Source organism: Vibrio sp. 2096 (genome assembly GCF_033339595.1).
Lineage (GTDB): Bacteria > Pseudomonadota > Gammaproteobacteria > Enterobacterales > Vibrionaceae > Vibrio > Vibrio alginolyticus.
Genome location: NZ_JAWOUX010000018.1, coordinates 39175 through 54858, shown reverse-complemented (window position 1 = coordinate 54858; position 15684 = coordinate 39175). Strand labels below are relative to the sequence as shown.

The 15684-nt window shown below is 46.1% G+C and carries 18 protein-coding genes; 5 read left to right on the top strand and 13 right to left on the bottom strand.

The window, feature by feature from the left end; translation table 11 throughout:
* Positions 1-231: 231 nt before the first annotated feature.
* The 8 genes from fusA to fkpA form a co-directional block, all read right to left on the bottom strand.
* Complete coding sequence (fusA, locus tag R7Q41_RS21970) at positions 232-2331, bottom strand: elongation factor G (RefSeq protein ID WP_005382794.1); 2100 nt, start codon at positions 2329-2331, stop codon at positions 232-234.
* A gap of 75 nt (positions 2332-2406) precedes the next feature.
* On the bottom strand, positions 2407-2877 hold the full coding sequence (gene rpsG / locus R7Q41_RS21965) for a 30S ribosomal protein S7 (protein WP_005382796.1): 471 nt from the start codon (positions 2875-2877) through the stop codon (positions 2407-2409).
* Positions 2878-2978: 101 nt separating this feature from the next.
* Positions 2979-3353 (bottom strand): 30S ribosomal protein S12, encoded by a 375-nt coding sequence (gene rpsL / locus R7Q41_RS21960; RefSeq protein WP_004399892.1) that lies wholly within the window; start codon positions 3351-3353, stop codon positions 2979-2981.
* A 177-nt stretch (positions 3354-3530) separates the two neighbouring features.
* Complete coding sequence (gene tusB, locus R7Q41_RS21955) at positions 3531-3806, bottom strand: sulfurtransferase complex subunit TusB (protein WP_318056324.1); 276 nt, start codon at positions 3804-3806, stop codon at positions 3531-3533.
* Positions 3807-3813: 7 nt separating this feature from the next.
* Positions 3814-4170 (bottom strand): sulfurtransferase complex subunit TusC, encoded by a 357-nt coding sequence (tusC, locus tag R7Q41_RS21950; protein ID WP_054702275.1) that lies wholly within the window; start codon positions 4168-4170, stop codon positions 3814-3816.
* Entirely contained in the window at positions 4167-4562 is a 396-nt protein-coding gene (gene tusD, locus R7Q41_RS21945; protein ID WP_017821752.1) for a sulfurtransferase complex subunit TusD, read from the bottom strand. The genes tusC and tusD overlap by 4 nt, the downstream gene beginning before the upstream one ends.
* Complete coding sequence (locus R7Q41_RS21940; RefSeq protein WP_005382804.1) at positions 4559-5281, bottom strand: transcriptional regulator; 723 nt, start codon at positions 5279-5281, stop codon at positions 4559-4561. Before R7Q41_RS21940 ends, tusD begins: the two co-directional genes overlap by 4 nt.
* Before the next feature lie 143 nt (positions 5282-5424).
* Entirely contained in the window at positions 5425-6207 is a 783-nt protein-coding gene (fkpA, locus tag R7Q41_RS21935) for an FKBP-type peptidyl-prolyl cis-trans isomerase (protein WP_017821751.1), read from the bottom strand.
* Between the two features lie 128 nt (positions 6208-6335).
* Here fkpA and R7Q41_RS21930 point away from each other — a divergent pair, with 128 nt between their 5' ends.
* Together R7Q41_RS21930 and R7Q41_RS21925 are read left to right on the top strand one after the other, a co-directional pair.
* Positions 6336-7322, top strand: coding sequence for a WD40 repeat domain-containing protein (locus R7Q41_RS21930; protein ID WP_017633742.1), 987 nt, complete (start codon positions 6336-6338; stop codon positions 7320-7322).
* A complete protein-coding gene (locus tag R7Q41_RS21925) occupies positions 7319-7546 on the top strand; it encodes a SlyX family protein (protein ID WP_005381455.1) in 228 nt (75 codons plus the stop codon). The genes R7Q41_RS21930 and R7Q41_RS21925 overlap by 4 nt, the downstream gene beginning before the upstream one ends.
* A gap of 83 nt (positions 7547-7629) precedes the next feature.
* Here the strand turns inward: R7Q41_RS21925 and R7Q41_RS21920 are convergent, their stop codons facing one another.
* The 5 genes from R7Q41_RS21920 to kefG all read right to left on the bottom strand — a co-directional run bounded on the left by R7Q41_RS21920 (position 7630) and on the right by kefG (position 11954).
* Positions 7630-8571: an isoaspartyl peptidase/L-asparaginase family protein gene (locus tag R7Q41_RS21920; protein ID WP_031812779.1), complete on the bottom strand. Its 942-nt coding sequence runs from the start codon at positions 8569-8571 to the stop codon at positions 7630-7632.
* 131 nt (positions 8572-8702) lie between these two features.
* Positions 8703-9254, bottom strand: a complete 552-nt coding sequence (slyD, locus tag R7Q41_RS21915; protein ID WP_005381451.1) for a peptidylprolyl isomerase — start codon at positions 9252-9254, stop codon at positions 8703-8705.
* Positions 9255-9346: 92 nt separating this feature from the next.
* Positions 9347-9547 (bottom strand): YheV family putative zinc ribbon protein, encoded by a 201-nt coding sequence (locus R7Q41_RS21910; RefSeq protein ID WP_005381449.1) that lies wholly within the window; start codon positions 9545-9547, stop codon positions 9347-9349.
* Between the two features lie 33 nt (positions 9548-9580).
* A complete protein-coding gene (kefB, locus tag R7Q41_RS21905; RefSeq protein ID WP_017633740.1) occupies positions 9581-11377 on the bottom strand; it encodes a glutathione-regulated potassium-efflux system protein KefB in 1797 nt (598 codons plus the stop codon).
* Positions 11361-11954: a glutathione-regulated potassium-efflux system ancillary protein KefG gene (kefG, locus tag R7Q41_RS21900; RefSeq protein ID WP_005381444.1), complete on the bottom strand. Its 594-nt coding sequence runs from the start codon at positions 11952-11954 to the stop codon at positions 11361-11363. Before kefG ends, kefB begins: the two co-directional genes overlap by 17 nt.
* 209 nt (positions 11955-12163) lie before the next feature.
* Between kefG and R7Q41_RS21895 the strand changes: the two genes are divergently transcribed.
* The 3 genes from R7Q41_RS21895 to R7Q41_RS21885 all read left to right on the top strand — a co-directional run bounded on the left by R7Q41_RS21895 (position 12164) and on the right by R7Q41_RS21885 (position 15663).
* Positions 12164-14083, top strand: a complete 1920-nt coding sequence (locus R7Q41_RS21895; RefSeq protein ID WP_318144661.1) for an ABC transporter ATP-binding protein — start codon at positions 12164-12166, stop codon at positions 14081-14083.
* Complete coding sequence (locus R7Q41_RS21890) at positions 14080-14568, top strand: TIGR02444 family protein (protein WP_318109359.1); 489 nt, start codon at positions 14080-14082, stop codon at positions 14566-14568. The genes R7Q41_RS21895 and R7Q41_RS21890 overlap by 4 nt, the downstream gene beginning before the upstream one ends.
* An 87-nt stretch (positions 14569-14655) precedes the next feature.
* Positions 14656-15663, top strand: coding sequence for a hydrolase (locus tag R7Q41_RS21885; RefSeq protein WP_033907159.1), 1008 nt, complete (start codon positions 14656-14658; stop codon positions 15661-15663).
* Positions 15664-15684 lie beyond the last annotated feature (21 nt).

The following is a 15684-nucleotide window of genomic DNA, read 5'->3' as shown; positions in this document are numbered from 1 at the left end:
TGTTTTACCGTGGTCAACGTGGCCGATAGTACCAACGTTAACGTGCGGTTTCGTACGTTCAAATTTTTCTTTAGACACGATCGTGTTCCTTCCTAGTTATGATTCGTCGTGATCATTATTGATCGACGACGCGCCAGAAATTGTTATTTTATGCGCCAACGCCCGTTAGCGCAATATTTGGACGCCCTGATCTCGCAAAAAGTCGTAAACTTTTTGCAGTTCAATCGTCAATTAGTAACCACGCTCTGCAATAATTTTATCTGCGAAGTTTTTCGGCACTTCAGCGTACTCGTGAAACTCCATAGAGTAAGACGCACGGCCTTGAGTTGCAGAACGTAGATCAGTTGCGTAACCGAACATTTCGGATAGTGGTACTTGAGCACGGATGATCTTAAGACCAGCCACACCTTCGTCCATGCCTTCAATGATACCGCGACGACGGTTTAGGTCACCAACAACGTCACCCATCCAGTCTTCCGGAGTGGTTACTTCGACATTCATCATAGGTTCTAGAATCACAGGTTGTGCTTCTAGTGCACCTTTCTTGAATGCCATCGAGCCAGCGATCTTAAACGCCATCTCGCTTGAGTCTACATCGTGGTAAGAACCATCAAATAGTGTAGCTTTAATATCTAGTACAGGGTAACCCGCTAGAACACCACTATTCATTTGCTCTTCGATACCTTTCGATACCGAACTGATGTATTCCTTAGGAATCACACCGCCCACGATTTCGTCTACGAATACGAAACCTTCACCAGGCTCAGAAGGCTCAAGTTTGACCCAAACATGACCGTATTGACCACGACCACCTGATTGACGAACAAACTTACCTTCAACTTCCGCTTTACCACGAATGGTTTCACGGTAAGCAACCTGAGGTTTACCAACGTTACAATCAACGCTGAATTCACGCTTCATACGATCAACGATAATGTCTAGGTGAAGTTCACCCATACCTGAGATCAGAGTCTGACCTGATTCGTCGTCCGTTTCCACGCGGAATGATGGATCTTCCGCGGCTAGTTTACCTAGCGCGATAGCCATTTTCTCTTGGTCTGCCTTAGAACGAGGCTCTACAGCAATCTGAATAACTGGTTCAGGGAACTCCATGCGTTCTAGAATCACTTTGTGGTTCTGATCACACAGTGTGTCACCTGTTGTTACGTCTTTCAGACCGATAGCAGCTGCAATATCACCAGCGCGAACTTCTTTCACTTCTTCACGCTTATTCGCATGCATCTGAACGATACGACCAAAACGCTCTTTCTTCTCTTTTACTGAGTTGTAAACAGCGTCACCCGAGTTTACAACACCGGAGTAAACACGCATGAAAGTTAGCGTGCCCACGAATGGGTCAGTCGCAATCTTAAACGCTAGCGCTGAGAAAGGTTCGTTGTCGTCAGCATGACGCTCAACTTCATTTTCTCTTTCGTCGACACCTTTAATTGCAGGTACGTCAACAGGCGATGGCAAGAACTCAACTACTGCATCCAGTACCGCTTGAACACCTTTGTTCTTAAACGCACTACCACAAGTAGCCAGTACGATTTCGTTATTTAGTGTGCGAGTACGTAGAGCTTGTTTGAGCTCAGCTTCAGTCAATTCACCTTCTTCAAGGTACTTGTCCATCAGCTCTTCGCTAGCTTCAGCAGCGGATTCAACCATGTGGTTGCGCCACTCTTCAGCAAGTTCAATCATGTCAGCTGGGATGTCTTCGTAAGTAAACGAAGTGCCTTGATCGGCATCATTCCAGTTGATCATTTTCATCTTGATAAGGTCGATGACACCTCTGAACTCATCTTCCGCACCAACGTTCAGCTGGATTGGAACAGGAGTCGCACCAAGACGATTCTTAATTTGGTTCACAACGCGTAGGAAGTCTGCGCCCGCACGGTCCATCTTGTTTACAAATACCAAACGTGGAACGTGGTATTTGTCTGCTTGACGCCATACAGTTTCAGACTGAGGTTCAACACCAGATGAGCCACAGAACACAACCACAGCACCATCAAGTACACGAAGAGAACGCTCTACTTCGATAGTAAAGTCAACGTGTCCAGGGGTATCAATGATGTTTACGCGATGCTCAGGGAACTGTGCTTCCATACCACGCCAGAATGTAGTAGTCGCAGCGGATGTGATAGTGATACCACGCTCCTGCTCCTGCTCCATCCAGTCCATGGTTGCTGCACCATCGTGAACTTCGCCGATTTTGTGAGAAAGGCCAGTGTAGAACAGAATACGCTCAGTTGTGGTTGTTTTTCCTGCATCTACGTGAGCACAGATACCGATATTACGGTATAGCTCAATAGGAGTTTTACGAGCCACGATTGTATCCTCTTACTAAGGTGTACCTTAGAGTATAGAAAAGTGCTGCGAGAGAACCTCGCAGCACAGAAGGTATTACCAACGGTAATGAGCGAACGCTTTGTTTGCGTCAGCCATGCGGTGAACGTCTTCACGTTTCTTAACCGCAGTACCTTTGTTCTCAGACGCGTCTAGCATTTCAGCAGCTAGGCGTTGAGCCATAGATTTTTCACCACGCTTGCGCGCAGCTTCAACCAACCAACGCATAGCAAGTGCGTTACGGCGAACCGGACGTACTTCTACAGGTACTTGGTAAGTTGAACCACCAACACGGCGAGATTTAACCTCTACCGCTGGGCGAACGTTTTCAAGAGCTTCTTCAAAAATAGCTAAGTGGTCTTTACCAGACTTTTCAGCCATAGCATCTAGTGCAGTGTAAACGATTTTCTCTGCAGTAGATTTTTTACCGTCAACCATTAGGATGTTAACGAATTTTGCCAGCAATTCAGATTTGAATTTTGGATCTGGAAGGATCTTACGCTGACCAATGACGCGACGACGTGGCATGGATTTATCTCCGTTGTCTTCTTCAGGTTTTATCCAAAACTTTTCAGTTTTTTCAAAAAATTAAAAATAATTTAGTGTTTGGCCTTACTTAACGGAATCCATTAAGACTTAGGACGCTTCACACCGTACTTAGAACGACCTTGTTTACGGTCATTTACGCCAGCACAGTCTAGTGCGCCGCGAACAGTGTGGTAACGCACACCTGGAAGGTCTTTAACACGACCACCACGGATTAGAACAACTGAGTGCTCTTGAAGGTTGTGACCTTCACCGCCGATGTACGATGTAACTTCGAAGCCGTTTGTCAGACGTACACGACAAACTTTACGAAGTGCTGAGTTAGGTTTTTTAGGTGTAGTAGTGTAAACACGAGTACATACACCACGTTTTTGTGGGCACGCTTCTAGTGCAGGCACGTTGCTTTTAACAACTTGCTTTGCACGTGGCTTACGTACCAACTGGTTAATAGTTGCCATTAACTAGCTCCTGATTTACTTGAAAGTAAGCTTTGTGAAAAATCTATCCCCAACTGCCAATGCAGTTAGGGACGCAAAATTCTATGCAGCAGTGAGAGGTGTGTCAAGAAATATACGGATCTTTTTTGTTCAATTAGAACAATTCATCCGTAAAGCTTTGTCGACAGCAAATCTTGTTCAATCCCAAGTTAGGGATTTATCCTGTTTTGCTGTTAGTTCAACGAAGCCTGAGTAATTCACAATCGTCAGCGATGGACTGATACGATTTGCAATACCGCGAGCTTGCGCATCGCTCTCTAACACCAATACGCTGCGGTTTTTTAGATGGGAAAATGCTTTATGTTGCGAGTTAGCAGCGTACACTGCATCTTCTATAAGTAAGATGTCATCCTGTTCACTGCATAAAGGCATAGCGTCTTCTAGAGCAGAGACTGTTTTTATGATGTGTAACATAACTTCCTCAAAAAGACAGTAGCTTGCCAGCGTGTTGTAACTTATCTTTGAGCTGTTCTGAGCTTAACGCTTGGGCTTCAATGACTAAATCCGCTTGCGCCAAACCTCGCTGGGTTAACGACTCTGAACACACAAAGACTTGTTCGATGTCGTATAAATCGAAAAGCTTTAACATCGGCGCGTAATCTTTACTCAAAATATTGTTGGGGTCTTGCCCGAGTAGAAGCTGGTATACCCCGTCACCCATGAAAATGACGCTGATATCTTCACAGTAAGCCGACGCGGCTAACAGTGCATCCACACCTTCACGACCAGCTGCACAGCCATGTGGCGCACTACGAAATAGATAAGTTAACTGACTCAAAACTGTACCACTCTGTCTTGGGTTAACATCGCTTCAGCTAGGCTACCTAAGCCTGCTTGTTCAAAACCATCGGCTAGATTGTTCTGAACCAAACCATGTTGATTCGCTTCTTCTTCACTTACAATCCCGCGACGCAAAGCGGCCGCGACACAAGTTTCTAGGCGAACACCATGCTCTTTAGCCAAAGACTGCCACGCCTTATTGAGATCAAATTCATCGTTGGCTGGCACACTCAAAGCAGTACCATTAGTCACACCATCTTGATAAAAGAAGACGCTCACTAGCTGATGGCCTTGCTCTATCACCGCTTTGGCGAACTGATAAGCACTGCGCGCTGACTGGCTGCCATAAACGGGACCATTCACCACTAACGTGTAAGTCAGTTTACTCACCTTTCATCATCCTCGGTTTTACGTTGACGAATGTACAAGTAAACGGTGTGTTTTGAAATATTAAGGCGATCCGCGACACGGTTGATGGCATCTTTAATATCGAAGATACCTTTGTCGTACAACTCCATCACGATCTGGCGATTTTTGGTGTTGTTAGACACGGATTTATCCGCATTGATCTCTTCGATGGTGCGTTCAACAGTTTGGTCCACCAGCTCTTCTACGTCACTAGCAAAGTTGACCGAGGAAGCCGCTTCTTTCGCTTCTTGCGTCGGCATGAAAGACTGAAGGACTTGCGAGAAAGGCGCATCCAAGTTGACGTTGATACACAACAAACCAATCACGCGATTTTCGCCATTACGAATGGCGACAGTAATCGACTTCATCAACACGCCACCTTTTGCACGGGTAAAGTACGAACGTGAGAAGTTGCGCTCCGAGCCTTCGATGTCTTTTAGCATCTTAAGCGCTAAATCAGTGATTGGTGAGCCGACTTGGCGCCCCGTGTTTTCACCGTTAGCGATTTTAATTGCAGAGGTATTTAAGTCTTCTAGAGAGTGAAGAACGATTTCACAAAATGGACCTATCAGGCTGGCGATACCATCCACGACCGCCTCATAAGATCTTAAAATGATTTTGTCGTGCTCGGTAAACGGCATCACGTTAACGGATTCCATTTCGAGCAACATCTCCGCGTTTATTGTTTCTGTAGTTGTCATAAGCCTTCGAGCGAAAAATCAACAAATTGGTGTAAGTTTATCAGAAAATTTGAAAAGCAACCTAGCAAACTCACCAACTAGTGACCTAGAACAAAAAAGGCCCGTTAAACGGACCTTTTTCAATAACTTATCGCAGCTTATTGTTATTGCTCTGCGTTGTCGTTCTCAACTTTTAGCAGCTCAACTTCAAATACTAGCGTTGAGTTAGCAGGAATGCTTGGTGTGTCTTGGTCACCGTATGCTAGCTCTGGCGGGATAACGAATTTGAATTTAGAACCCACAGGCATTAGCTGAACACCCTCTGTCCAACCTGGGATTACACGGTTAAGTGGGAACGTTGCAGGTTCACCACGATCGTATGAGCTGTCGAACTGAGTACCGTCGATCAGAGTACCTTTGTAGTGTACTTGAACCGTATCAGTGTCTTTTGGCTTCTCACCTTCAGCTGGTGTCATTACTTGGTATAGAAGACCTGTATCTGTCTTCACTACGCCTTCTTGCTTCTCAAACTCAGCTCGGAAATCATCGCCAGCTTTTTTCGCTTCAGCTGCTTTCTCAGCCGCTTGTGCTTGCATCTTTTCTGCAACACGCTTGTCTAGAGATTCTAGTGCTGCACGTGTTTCTTCTTCATTCAATTCAGCATTGCCTTTGAAGACGTCTTCGATACCTTTTAGTACCAAATCTTTGTTAAGATTAATGCCGATTTCGCTTGGCTTGTCGATGCTTGTGCTTAGGTAGTTAGCAAATGAAACACCGATTGCGTATGCCGCTTTGTCGTCGTCGGTTTTAAAGTGAACCGCTTTACCGGTTTCTGCTTGAACTTGTTCTGCTTGAGGTGCGGTTTCTGTTTTAGTTTCTTCTTTCTGACAACCTACCGCTAGCATAACTGTTGCAGCAAGTAGCGACACTTTTAAAACTGATTTCATTAAATTCTCCCAATAATGGCTCTGCCATTGGTTGTTGTGCACAAATCTTCTATGAGACTAGTGAAGACAATCGTTATACCAATATACTAGCTATATGTCTTAAGACACAAACCGGATTATTAGATGTGATGCAAAGAATTTTTCATTTATTCCTATATTTAATTGTCATCACCACGTTAAATGGTTGCTTTTTCGCCGAGCGTGAAGTGCAGCGTTGGCCGATAGAACCTCAAGGTGCGACGAGCTTCGCACTTAGCAGAGATGGACGGTTTGCTCTGCTCTATTCTCAACAACGTCATTTGATGTTGTGGGACCTAGAGCAAAATGAACAACTAGCCAATCTGGGTGAACTCGATGCCGATGCCAATGTGGTTTCCCATATCCGCATATCTGACAATGGTCGCTACGCAATTACAGCAAGCCAAATGAACTTCGCAGTTTGGGACCTAGGCTGGACGCAATCCGAAGGCCTTTGGTCTATCTCTGATGCGCTCATTCGCGACGTTGATATCACCAGTAATGGTGAACAAGTTCTGCTTGGGTTATCCAACGGTAAAGCAATTTATGTCAACTTAGTCACCGGGCGTCGCATGGAGTTCCTTGCGCATCGTGAAAAAGTCAATTCCGTGGCCATTTCTCCTAATGGGCGCTTCGCCCTAACCGGAGGTAATGACTATAAAGCGTATCTGTGGGATACCGAAACCGGACAAGTACTACGAACCTTCGAACATGAACAACGAATTGTTCGCGTGGCCCTGCAAAGAGATGGAAAATTAGCAATGACATCTGATGGCGGAAACCAAGCGATTGTTTGGAATTTAAAAACTGGACAAGAAGTCACACAGTTGAGCAGTTGGTCACGCCAATTAATTTTCTCTACCGCACGATTTTCTGACGACGGGACTCAACTAGTCACAGGAAGCCCTTCTGGCCGTGTGTCGATATGGGATACTCAAACCGGAAAACGAATGAGTGGATTTGAAGTGGAGCCCAAAAAAGACACTCGCCCTCCCCGTGCGGTCGTGTATGATGCAGCCTTTGATTCAAAACAACGCGTAATTACTGCTACTTCAGCAGGTATTGCCCAAGCTTGGCAGTTAGAGAACGGATCATGACAGAAAAAATCATTCAGCAATTGGAAGCACGCATTAATGACTTAGAATGTCAGCTTGCGTTCCAAGAACAGACTATTGAAGATCTGAACGGAGCTTTATCGCAGCAACAACTGCAAATTACCAAGATGCTCGATCAGATGAAATATGTGGTAGGTAAAGTAAAAAATATGGACTCGTCGAATTTAGCCGATCCGTCAGAAGAAACCCCACCACCGCATTATTAAAATGCAGGCTCAAATAGCATAAAGCCCAGAACATGTTCTGGGCTTTGTTGTATTAATTACTTAAGAAGGTACTCAAGAGGAAGCTATTCGTCGGCGTAGATTTTAACGCTCAGCTCGCCTTGCGTATTAATGCCTGCTCGGTACATGCCAGAACTGTTCATCGCAAAGTGCATCTCACCTTTAGCATCAATGGCAATCAAACCGCCCTCTCCGCCCATCTGTTTGAGATCACCTTGGATAATGTGTTCACAAGCCGTATGAATATCTTCTTGTAAGTAACGCATACGTGCTGCAACGTCTTCCGCAACACGTTTACGAATAAAGAACTCGCCGACACCCGTAGTGGAAACTGCCACGACGCCATTTTCGGCCACCGTACCACAACCAATAAGAGCCGAATCTCCGACTCGGTTGTATTTCTTATTCGTCACGCCACCCGTACTGGTGGCAGCGGCTAAGTTGCCTTGTTGATCTAACGCTACCGCACCAACCGTACCGTGCTTACGGTCATCTGGGTAACGAGATTCCGACAAAGCAAACAGTCCTTTCTCACGCATAGACAGCAACTGCTCATAACGGCGATCAGTAAAGAAGTAATCTTGCTCGGTATACTCATGGCCTTGCTCAAAAGCAAACTTCTCTGCGCCCTCACCCACCAACAACACATGATTGCTGTTTCGCATCACGTCACGAGCGAGCTCAATTGGGTTTCTGATATGACGAACCCCAGCGACCGCGCCTGCTGCAAGGTTTCGCCCATCCATCACAGAAGCGTCCATTTCAACCATTTCGTTGTTGGTCAGCACTGAGCCTTTACCCGCATTAAAGTTAGGAGAGTCTTCCAATACTTTCACTGCCGCTACGACGGCATCTAAGGCTTCACCGCCCGTGTCTAGAATTTGATGTCCCGCTTTTACCGCAGCTTCTAAATCCGCCAAGATGGATTGTTGCAGCTCATCGCTCATCTGTTCACGCAAGATGGTGCCTGCACCGCCATGAATGGCAATCGAGAAAGGTTTCGTCATCACTTTGTCCAACTGTTATTCCTTGTATGGTTGGCACTACACCTTAGATAAACAAAAAGCGCAAGTTGAAAACTCAACTTGCGCTTTTCAAAGCTTTGCTAGATAAGATTATCTAGTGAAGGAGCTTATGATTAGTGAGAACCACAGCTACCGCCGCCACAGCAGCCGCCTTCTTCTTCGTGATCGTGGTCATGATCGTGACCACCACAACAGCCACCACCTTGGTGGATGTGACCGTGTTCGATCTCTTCTGCTGTTGCTTCACGTGTAGACATAACTTCTACTTCGAAAGTTAGTGTTTGACCAGCTAACATATGGTTACCGTCAACAACCACTTCGTTGCCGTCAACTTCTGTTACTTCAACAGGGATTGGACCTTGGTCAGTGTCAGCTAGGAAGCGCATGCCCACTTCGATTTGCTCAACGCCTTGGAATACGTCCGCAGGAACGCGCTGTACTAGCGCATCGTTGTGCTCACCGTAAGCTTCTTCAGGAGCTACCGTTACTGAGAACTTGTCGCCAGCCACTTTACCTTCAAGTTCTTTTTCAAGACCTGTGATTAGGTTGTTGTGACCGTGAAGGTAATCTAGAGGTGCTTCTGCTGTTGATTGATCAACAACGACACCGTCTTCCATCATTACTTTGTATGCAAGGCTTGCAACAACGTTCTTTTCAATTTTCATACTAACTCCAGGGAGATTAATTGACTTAACCTGAATGGGGTTAAGTACTGAGATATCTGGGTGTATTATGGGGATCAATTATCGAAGTTCAATTACTCCGGCTTAAAAATTCCGATCATTTCCTGATCTGAGTGTTTATTTTTCTCTACAGATTGTGGTTTACGCTGCTCTGTAAACTCACACTCGACACACTCAACTAATTCGATGTTATTTTCAATCCACCAGCGCAGGGTATCTTGCTGGCTGCAATTTGGGCAGCTAGCGCCGGCAATAAAACGTTTCTTGATTTTCACGCTATTTCCTTAGCTTGAGTCTTGGCTCAAGTACTACTTCCAATGATTAGGTGACTGATGGTCGCTCTCCATTTCACGACCAAATATTTCTTCTAGCTCTTTGCGGGCCTCTTTCGCTCTTTGAGCTAATTTCTTATCTTCATTGTGTTGAGGCAATAAGTCCTTAAGCATAGCATTATCTAACTTGCGAAAATGTGCTTCTGCCCGCTTTGCTTGATAAGGATGCATACCCAGTTCTACGAGCGCTTGGCGACCGAGATCTAGCGCCCCTAAAAATGTTTCACGAGAGTAATTCTCTACACCATGACTCATTAACTGGTAAGCCTCGACACGGCTTCTTGCTCGGGCTAACAACTTAAGTTTCGGGAAGTGCACGCGACAAATGTCCACGATGGCCATCACCTCATCAGGTGAATCAGTACAAATAATCAATGCTTCCGCTTTATCAGCGCCAGCAGCCCTCAATAGGTCAATTTGTGTAGCATCGCCATAAAACACTTTGTAACCATACTTACGTAATAGGTGGATTTGGCTGGCATCACTTTCTAATACTGTCACTTTGATTTTATTGGCATACATTAAACGTCCGACGATCTGACCGAAACGTCCAAAGCCTGCAATGATAACGCGTGGTCGGCGATCCACGACTTTCGTGGTCATGCCCTCTTCTTCTTGATTCAGGGTATGAGCAAACCACTTCTTTTGTCCCATCAGCAAAAGAGGAGTCGTCACCATGGATAGACTGACCACCACCAACAGAAACGCCACTTGCTCTTTGGACAAAATGCCCTCTTGGCTCGCCGCGGTAAATATGACAAAGGCAAACTCACCGCCTTGGCTCAAAATTGCAGCCATACGGCTTCTCGCTTTGGCTCCGACACGGGCAGCTCTCGCCAATGCATACAAAACCAAACCCTTAACCACGACCAAAGCCACCACCGCACCGAGAATCTCTAAAGGATGTAATGCCAATAACCCCAAGTTTACCGCCATGCCCACCGCAATAAAGAATAACCCCAACAACAGACCTTTAAATGGCTCGATAGCGATTTCCAACTCATGGCGATACTCACTCTCTGCCAGCAAAACGCCTGCTAAAAAAGTCCCCAATGCCATCGAAAGGCCGAGCTTTTGCATCACGACCGAAATGCCAAGCACGACTAAAAGTGCAGCAACGGTAAAGAGCTCACGAACGCCGCTCATCACGACAAAACGAAATAGCGGACGTAGTAAAAAGTGACCACCAATCAACAGTGCTACCACACTGCCTAAAATAGTGAAGACATCCAACCAACTTCCACCACTATGCCCGCCTGCTAGCAAGGGCAACATCGCCAGCATCGGGATCACTGCAATATCTTGAAAGAGCAGCACCGCAAAACCAGATTGCCCCGTTTCGGTACCATTAAGCCCTTGCTCTTCAATGACTTTAAGCGCAATCGCCGTCGAGGACAGCGCCAACCCCATCCCGATCACCAAACTCACTTGCATGCTTACGCCAAACATACTGACGACACTACCAATCACGGCGGTCGTGACCACAACCTGCGCACCGCCTAAACCTAAAATCGGCCCTCGCATCTGCCACAATTTTTTAGGGTTTAATTCCAGCCCTATCAAAAACAGTAACAACACAACCCCAAGCTCGGCAAAATGCAAAATGGCATCAACGTCGCTAATTAAGCCGAGCCCCCATGGGCCAATCAACACACCAGCGAGTAGATAACCTAAAACCGAGCCAAGCCCAAGGCGCTGAGCAATCGGCACCGCAATAACCGCAGCCGAAAGAAAGACCACACTGCTTTGAAGAAACTCACTGGTGATCGCCATACTGACCTCCTCGATCTGCCGCTTGCCAGTTTTCAAGTGGGTTACTCAGCCATCCACGGTATAACTCGGCATGTTCGTAGCGTTCAATATCTGAAACATTTCTTGACCAATACAACACCAGTGGTTCAATCCAGTGCATCTGGCATAGGGCTGCCGTCAGTTCAAACGGTTGCAAGATTTGCTCAAGTGGGTATTTGTTGTACCCCTTCGCGCTGAAGGCTTCTTCTTTACCACCTGTTGTAATGACACTGCGCCAGTATTTTCCTTCTAGCGCCGCACCTCCGCCAAACGCAAAGCCTTTACCTAACACTCGGTCTAGCCACTCTTTTAATAGGGCTGGACATGAATACATATAAAGTGGATGGTGAAATACGATCACATCGTGAGCGAGCAACAACTCATGTTCGTAATTCACATCAATAAAGAAATCAGGGTAAACACCGTAAAGATCGTGCACAGTGACGTGATCAAGCGACTGAGCTTTTTTTATCATCACTTGATTGGCAATCGAGTTATGTGGCTCTGGATGAGCATAAATGACCAGAACTTTTGGGAGAATAGACGGTGCAACAGCCAAATGGTCGTCCTTGTGGTTATTTTTATCCGTTATCAAATTGTTATACTTTTTTGTACAGCATAATGCAATTAAAGCGAATCAATCGACTTTTCCGGCCAATACCCCTACTATTCACCGCTAGATATATACCCAAGTGGCTTTAAAAACGATTGAAACCACTTCGCTATGTAACCAAGCAACGCGCACTGCGCAAAGTGAATGAAAACTTTATGATTACCTTCTCTGATATTCAGTTACTGCGTGGCGGTAAACCTCTTTTAGACCAAGCTTCTGCGACTATTCACCCTGGCGATAAAGTCGGTCTTGTGGGCAAAAACGGCTGCGGTAAATCAACGCTGTTTGCCCTACTGAAAGATGAACTGTCAATTGATGCTGGCTCATTTAGCCAACCTCAACACTGGGAGTTGGCCTGGGTCGCACAGGAAACGCCTGCGCTAGAGCGCACTGCACTGGAATACGTCATTGATGGTGATCGCGAGTACCGAGCACTCGAAAAGCAGTTGGCTGAAGCGGAAGCACAAGACAACGGCACCTTGGTTGCCGAGATCCACGGTAAAATTGAAACCATTGGTGGTTACAGCATTCGCGCTCGCGCGGCAGAATTGCTCGACGGTTTAGGGTTCAGCCAAGAGCAAATGAGTTGGAGTTTGACTCAATTCTCAGGTGGTTGGCGTATGCGCCTTAACTTAGCCCAGGCGCTATTGTGCCGTTCTGACTTATTGCTACTCGATGAGCCAACCAACCACTTGGACTTAGACGCAGTGATGTGGCTTGAACGTTGGCTACAAAACTACCCAGGCACACTGATCCTGATCTCGCACGACCGTGACTTCTTGGATCCGATCGTTGGTCGCATCATTCACATCGAGAATCAGCAGCTGAACGAATACACGGGTAACTACTCGTCATTCGAAAACCAACGTGCACAAAAAATGGTGTTACAACAAGCGATGTTTGAAAAGCAACAGAAGCAGATGTCGCACATGCAAAGTTACATCGACCGCTTCCGTTACAAAGCATCAAAAGCACGCCAAGCCCAAAGCCGTATCAAAGCTTTGGAGCGAATGGAAAAAGTACTGCCAGCTCAATTCGATAACCCATTTAGCTTCCAATTCCGTGAGCCAGCTGCGCTGCCAAACCCAATCATGATGATGGATGAAGTATCTGCAGGTTACGGTGACAACCTCATCTTAGAGAAGATCCGCTTGAACTTGGTTCCTGGCAGTCGTATTGGTTTACTCGGCCGTAATGGTGCGGGTAAATCGACCTTAATCAAGCTGCTCTCTGGTGAACTTAACGCGCAAGGTGGTGACCTAACTTACTCACAAGGCGTGAAAATTGGTTACTTCGCTCAGCACCAGTTAGAAACGCTTCATCCTGAAGAAACGCCGCTGCAACACATGATGCAAATCGCACCCGATCAAACCGAACAGCAGCTACGTGATTACCTAGGTAGCTTTGGCTTCCAAGGTGACAAAGCACTAGAAAAAGTTGCGCCGTTTTCTGGTGGCGAAAAAGCCCGTTTGGTATTGGCTTTAATTGTGTGGCAAAAGCCAAACCTGTTGCTACTTGATGAACCAACCAACCACTTGGATTTGGACATGCGTCAGGCATTGACGATGGCACTGCAAACGTTCGAAGGTGCAATGGTGATTGTTTCGCACGACCGTTACCTATTGCGTGCTACAACCGATGACTTGTATTTAGTGCATGATAGACAAGTTGCTCCGTTCGACGGTGACTTAAATGACTATTACAAATGGTTAACCGAACAACAAAGAGCGGAACGCAAAGAAGCACAAGCCGCACAGCCAGCCAAAGATAGCGCCAACAGCGCGGCAGCGAAAAAAGAGCAAAAACGTCGCGATGCAGAGTTTCGAAAACAGACAGCGCCAATTCGCAAAACGCTGACACAACTAGAAAATAAAATGGATAAGTTAGGTGCTGCACTGGCCGAAGCTGAAGAACAATTGGCGGACAACTCACTGTATGCGGCCGAAAATAAAGCTAAACTTAACCAAGTGCTGGCACTTCAAGCTTCTAGTAAGGCTGAGCTCGAAGAAATTGAAATGGAATGGATGTCTGCTCAAGAAACGTTGGAGCAGATGGAGCTAGAGTTTAATCAATGAGTAATCAACACGCTGAATACACACTCACCCTAGAACACCTTTGGCAGTTTAGTCTGCAGTTTTATGGTGTGCGAGAAGTGAAAGAGGCGTGCTTATCATTGCAAAACAACTACCACGGTAACGTGAACCTACTCCTGCTGCTCAGATGGCTCGATGAGCAGCAACTCATTTTCCAAGAAAAAGACTGGCCCTTGGTGCAAGACTGTCTAGGTAGAAGCGAAACTTTACTTCACTCCTTTCGCGACCTTCGTCGCCACCTTAAGTCTCAAGTCAATGACGCTTTGTATCGTGAGACCTTGCAGTTTGAGCTGCAACTAGAAAAGCAGCAACAAGCGGATTTGGTGGACTGCATTAACTCACTTGCACTACTCAAAAATGATGGTGACCCACTGACGTTGAGATACTGTCGTCAACTCGGTGGGGAGCATTTGCAGCAAGCCTTTGCTATTCCGGTGCCAAACATTCAACCACCAAAACACCCATAAATCTGTAGAATACCTATAATCTTTATAAAGGATTATATTAATAAGTTCTTCAACGGACACCGAAGGACCGCATAAGAGCAGTTAGGTATGACACAATTTTTCGCAGCCGCCGGGATCAAAAACCCGCATCTCCAAACGCTTTTGCCGCGTTTTATTCGCAAAAAAGCGTTATTTACGCCGATTTGGCAAACCCTCGATACATCCGATGGCGACTTTCTCGATCTCGCGTGGAGCGAGGACCCAACCCAAGAGCCTGCACAAAAAAAGCCGATTTTTGTTTTATTTCATGGGTTAGAGGGGTGCTTCTATAGCCCTTATGCCAATGGGCTAATGAATGCATTTGCTCAATCTGGATGGCTGTCGGTGATGATGCATTTTCGTGGCTGCAGCGGTAAACCAAACAAAAAAGCACGAGCTTATCACTCGGGAGAAGTGACGGATGCTCGTTACTTCCTAGAGCACCTTGAACAACGTTTTCCTGATAATCCCAAAGTTGCAGTTGGTATTTCTCTTGGCGGTAACATGTTGGCGAATTATTTAGCCCAATATAAAGACCACCCTATTTTGAATGCAGCGACTATTATCTCAGCGCCTTTAGACCTAGCTGCGTGTGCAAACCGTATTGAACAAGGCTTTTCAAAAGTGTATCGCCGTTACCTGCTTTCTTCACTGAAACGTAACGCGTTACAAAAGCATCATCTACTGCATGGTGAGCTTGCGCTGTCCTACAACTCAATAAAACGTGTCACACGATTGTATGAATTCGATGATTTGATTACCGCACCATTGCATGGCTTCAAAGACGCACAAGATTATTACGACCAATGCTCTGGCTTAAGTAAACTACAGCAAATCACGCTACCCACACTGATCATCCATGCCAAAGACGATCCGTTCATGACCGACGATGTGATCCCGAAGTTTGTTCTGCCAGATAACATTGATTACCGTCTCTTTGAACACGGTGGCCATGTTGGCTTCCTGACAGGAACGGCGTTAAAACCTAAGTTTTGGTTGGAGGAAGCGCTGCCCGCGTATTACGAAAGTATCGCCGCAGATTACCTTTCTGCTGTATCCAAGCAACGAACGCAGTAAACTAGCCGCTCATCATAAAAG

Excerpts from the sequence above, each read along its gene's own strand:
- R7Q41_RS21885 (WP_033907159.1), top strand. The coding sequence starts at position 14,656 with ATGACACAATTTTTCGCAGCCGCCGGGATCAAAAACCCGCATCTCCAA.
- R7Q41_RS21920 (WP_031812779.1), bottom strand. The coding sequence starts at position 8,571 with ATGACGAAACCTTTCTCGATTGCCATTCATGGCGGTGCAGGCACCATC.
- tusB (WP_318056324.1), bottom strand. The coding sequence starts at position 3,806 with ATGTTACACATCATAAAAACAGTCTCTGCTCTAGAAGACGCTATGCCT.
- fkpA (WP_017821751.1), bottom strand. The coding sequence starts at position 6,207 with ATGAAATCAGTTTTAAAAGTGTCGCTACTTGCTGCAACAGTTATGCTA.
- slyD (WP_005381451.1), bottom strand. The coding sequence starts at position 9,254 with ATGAAAATTGAAAAGAACGTTGTTGCAAGCCTTGCATACAAAGTAATG.
- R7Q41_RS21890 (WP_318109359.1), top strand. The coding sequence starts at position 14,080 with ATGAGTAATCAACACGCTGAATACACACTCACCCTAGAACACCTTTGG.
- rpsL (WP_004399892.1), bottom strand. The coding sequence starts at position 3,353 with ATGGCAACTATTAACCAGTTGGTACGTAAGCCACGTGCAAAGCAAGTT.
- R7Q41_RS21940 (WP_005382804.1), bottom strand. The coding sequence starts at position 5,281 with ATGACAACTACAGAAACAATAAACGCGGAGATGTTGCTCGAAATGGAA.
- R7Q41_RS21895 (WP_318144661.1), top strand. The coding sequence starts at position 12,164 with ATGATTACCTTCTCTGATATTCAGTTACTGCGTGGCGGTAAACCTCTT.
- rpsG (WP_005382796.1), bottom strand. The coding sequence starts at position 2,877 with ATGCCACGTCGTCGCGTCATTGGTCAGCGTAAGATCCTTCCAGATCCA.
- R7Q41_RS21925 (WP_005381455.1), top strand. The coding sequence starts at position 7,319 with ATGACAGAAAAAATCATTCAGCAATTGGAAGCACGCATTAATGACTTA.
- R7Q41_RS21930 (WP_017633742.1), top strand. The coding sequence starts at position 6,336 with ATGCAAAGAATTTTTCATTTATTCCTATATTTAATTGTCATCACCACG.
- kefB (WP_017633740.1), bottom strand. The coding sequence starts at position 11,377 with ATGGCGATCACCAGTGAGTTTCTTCAAAGCAGTGTGGTCTTTCTTTCG.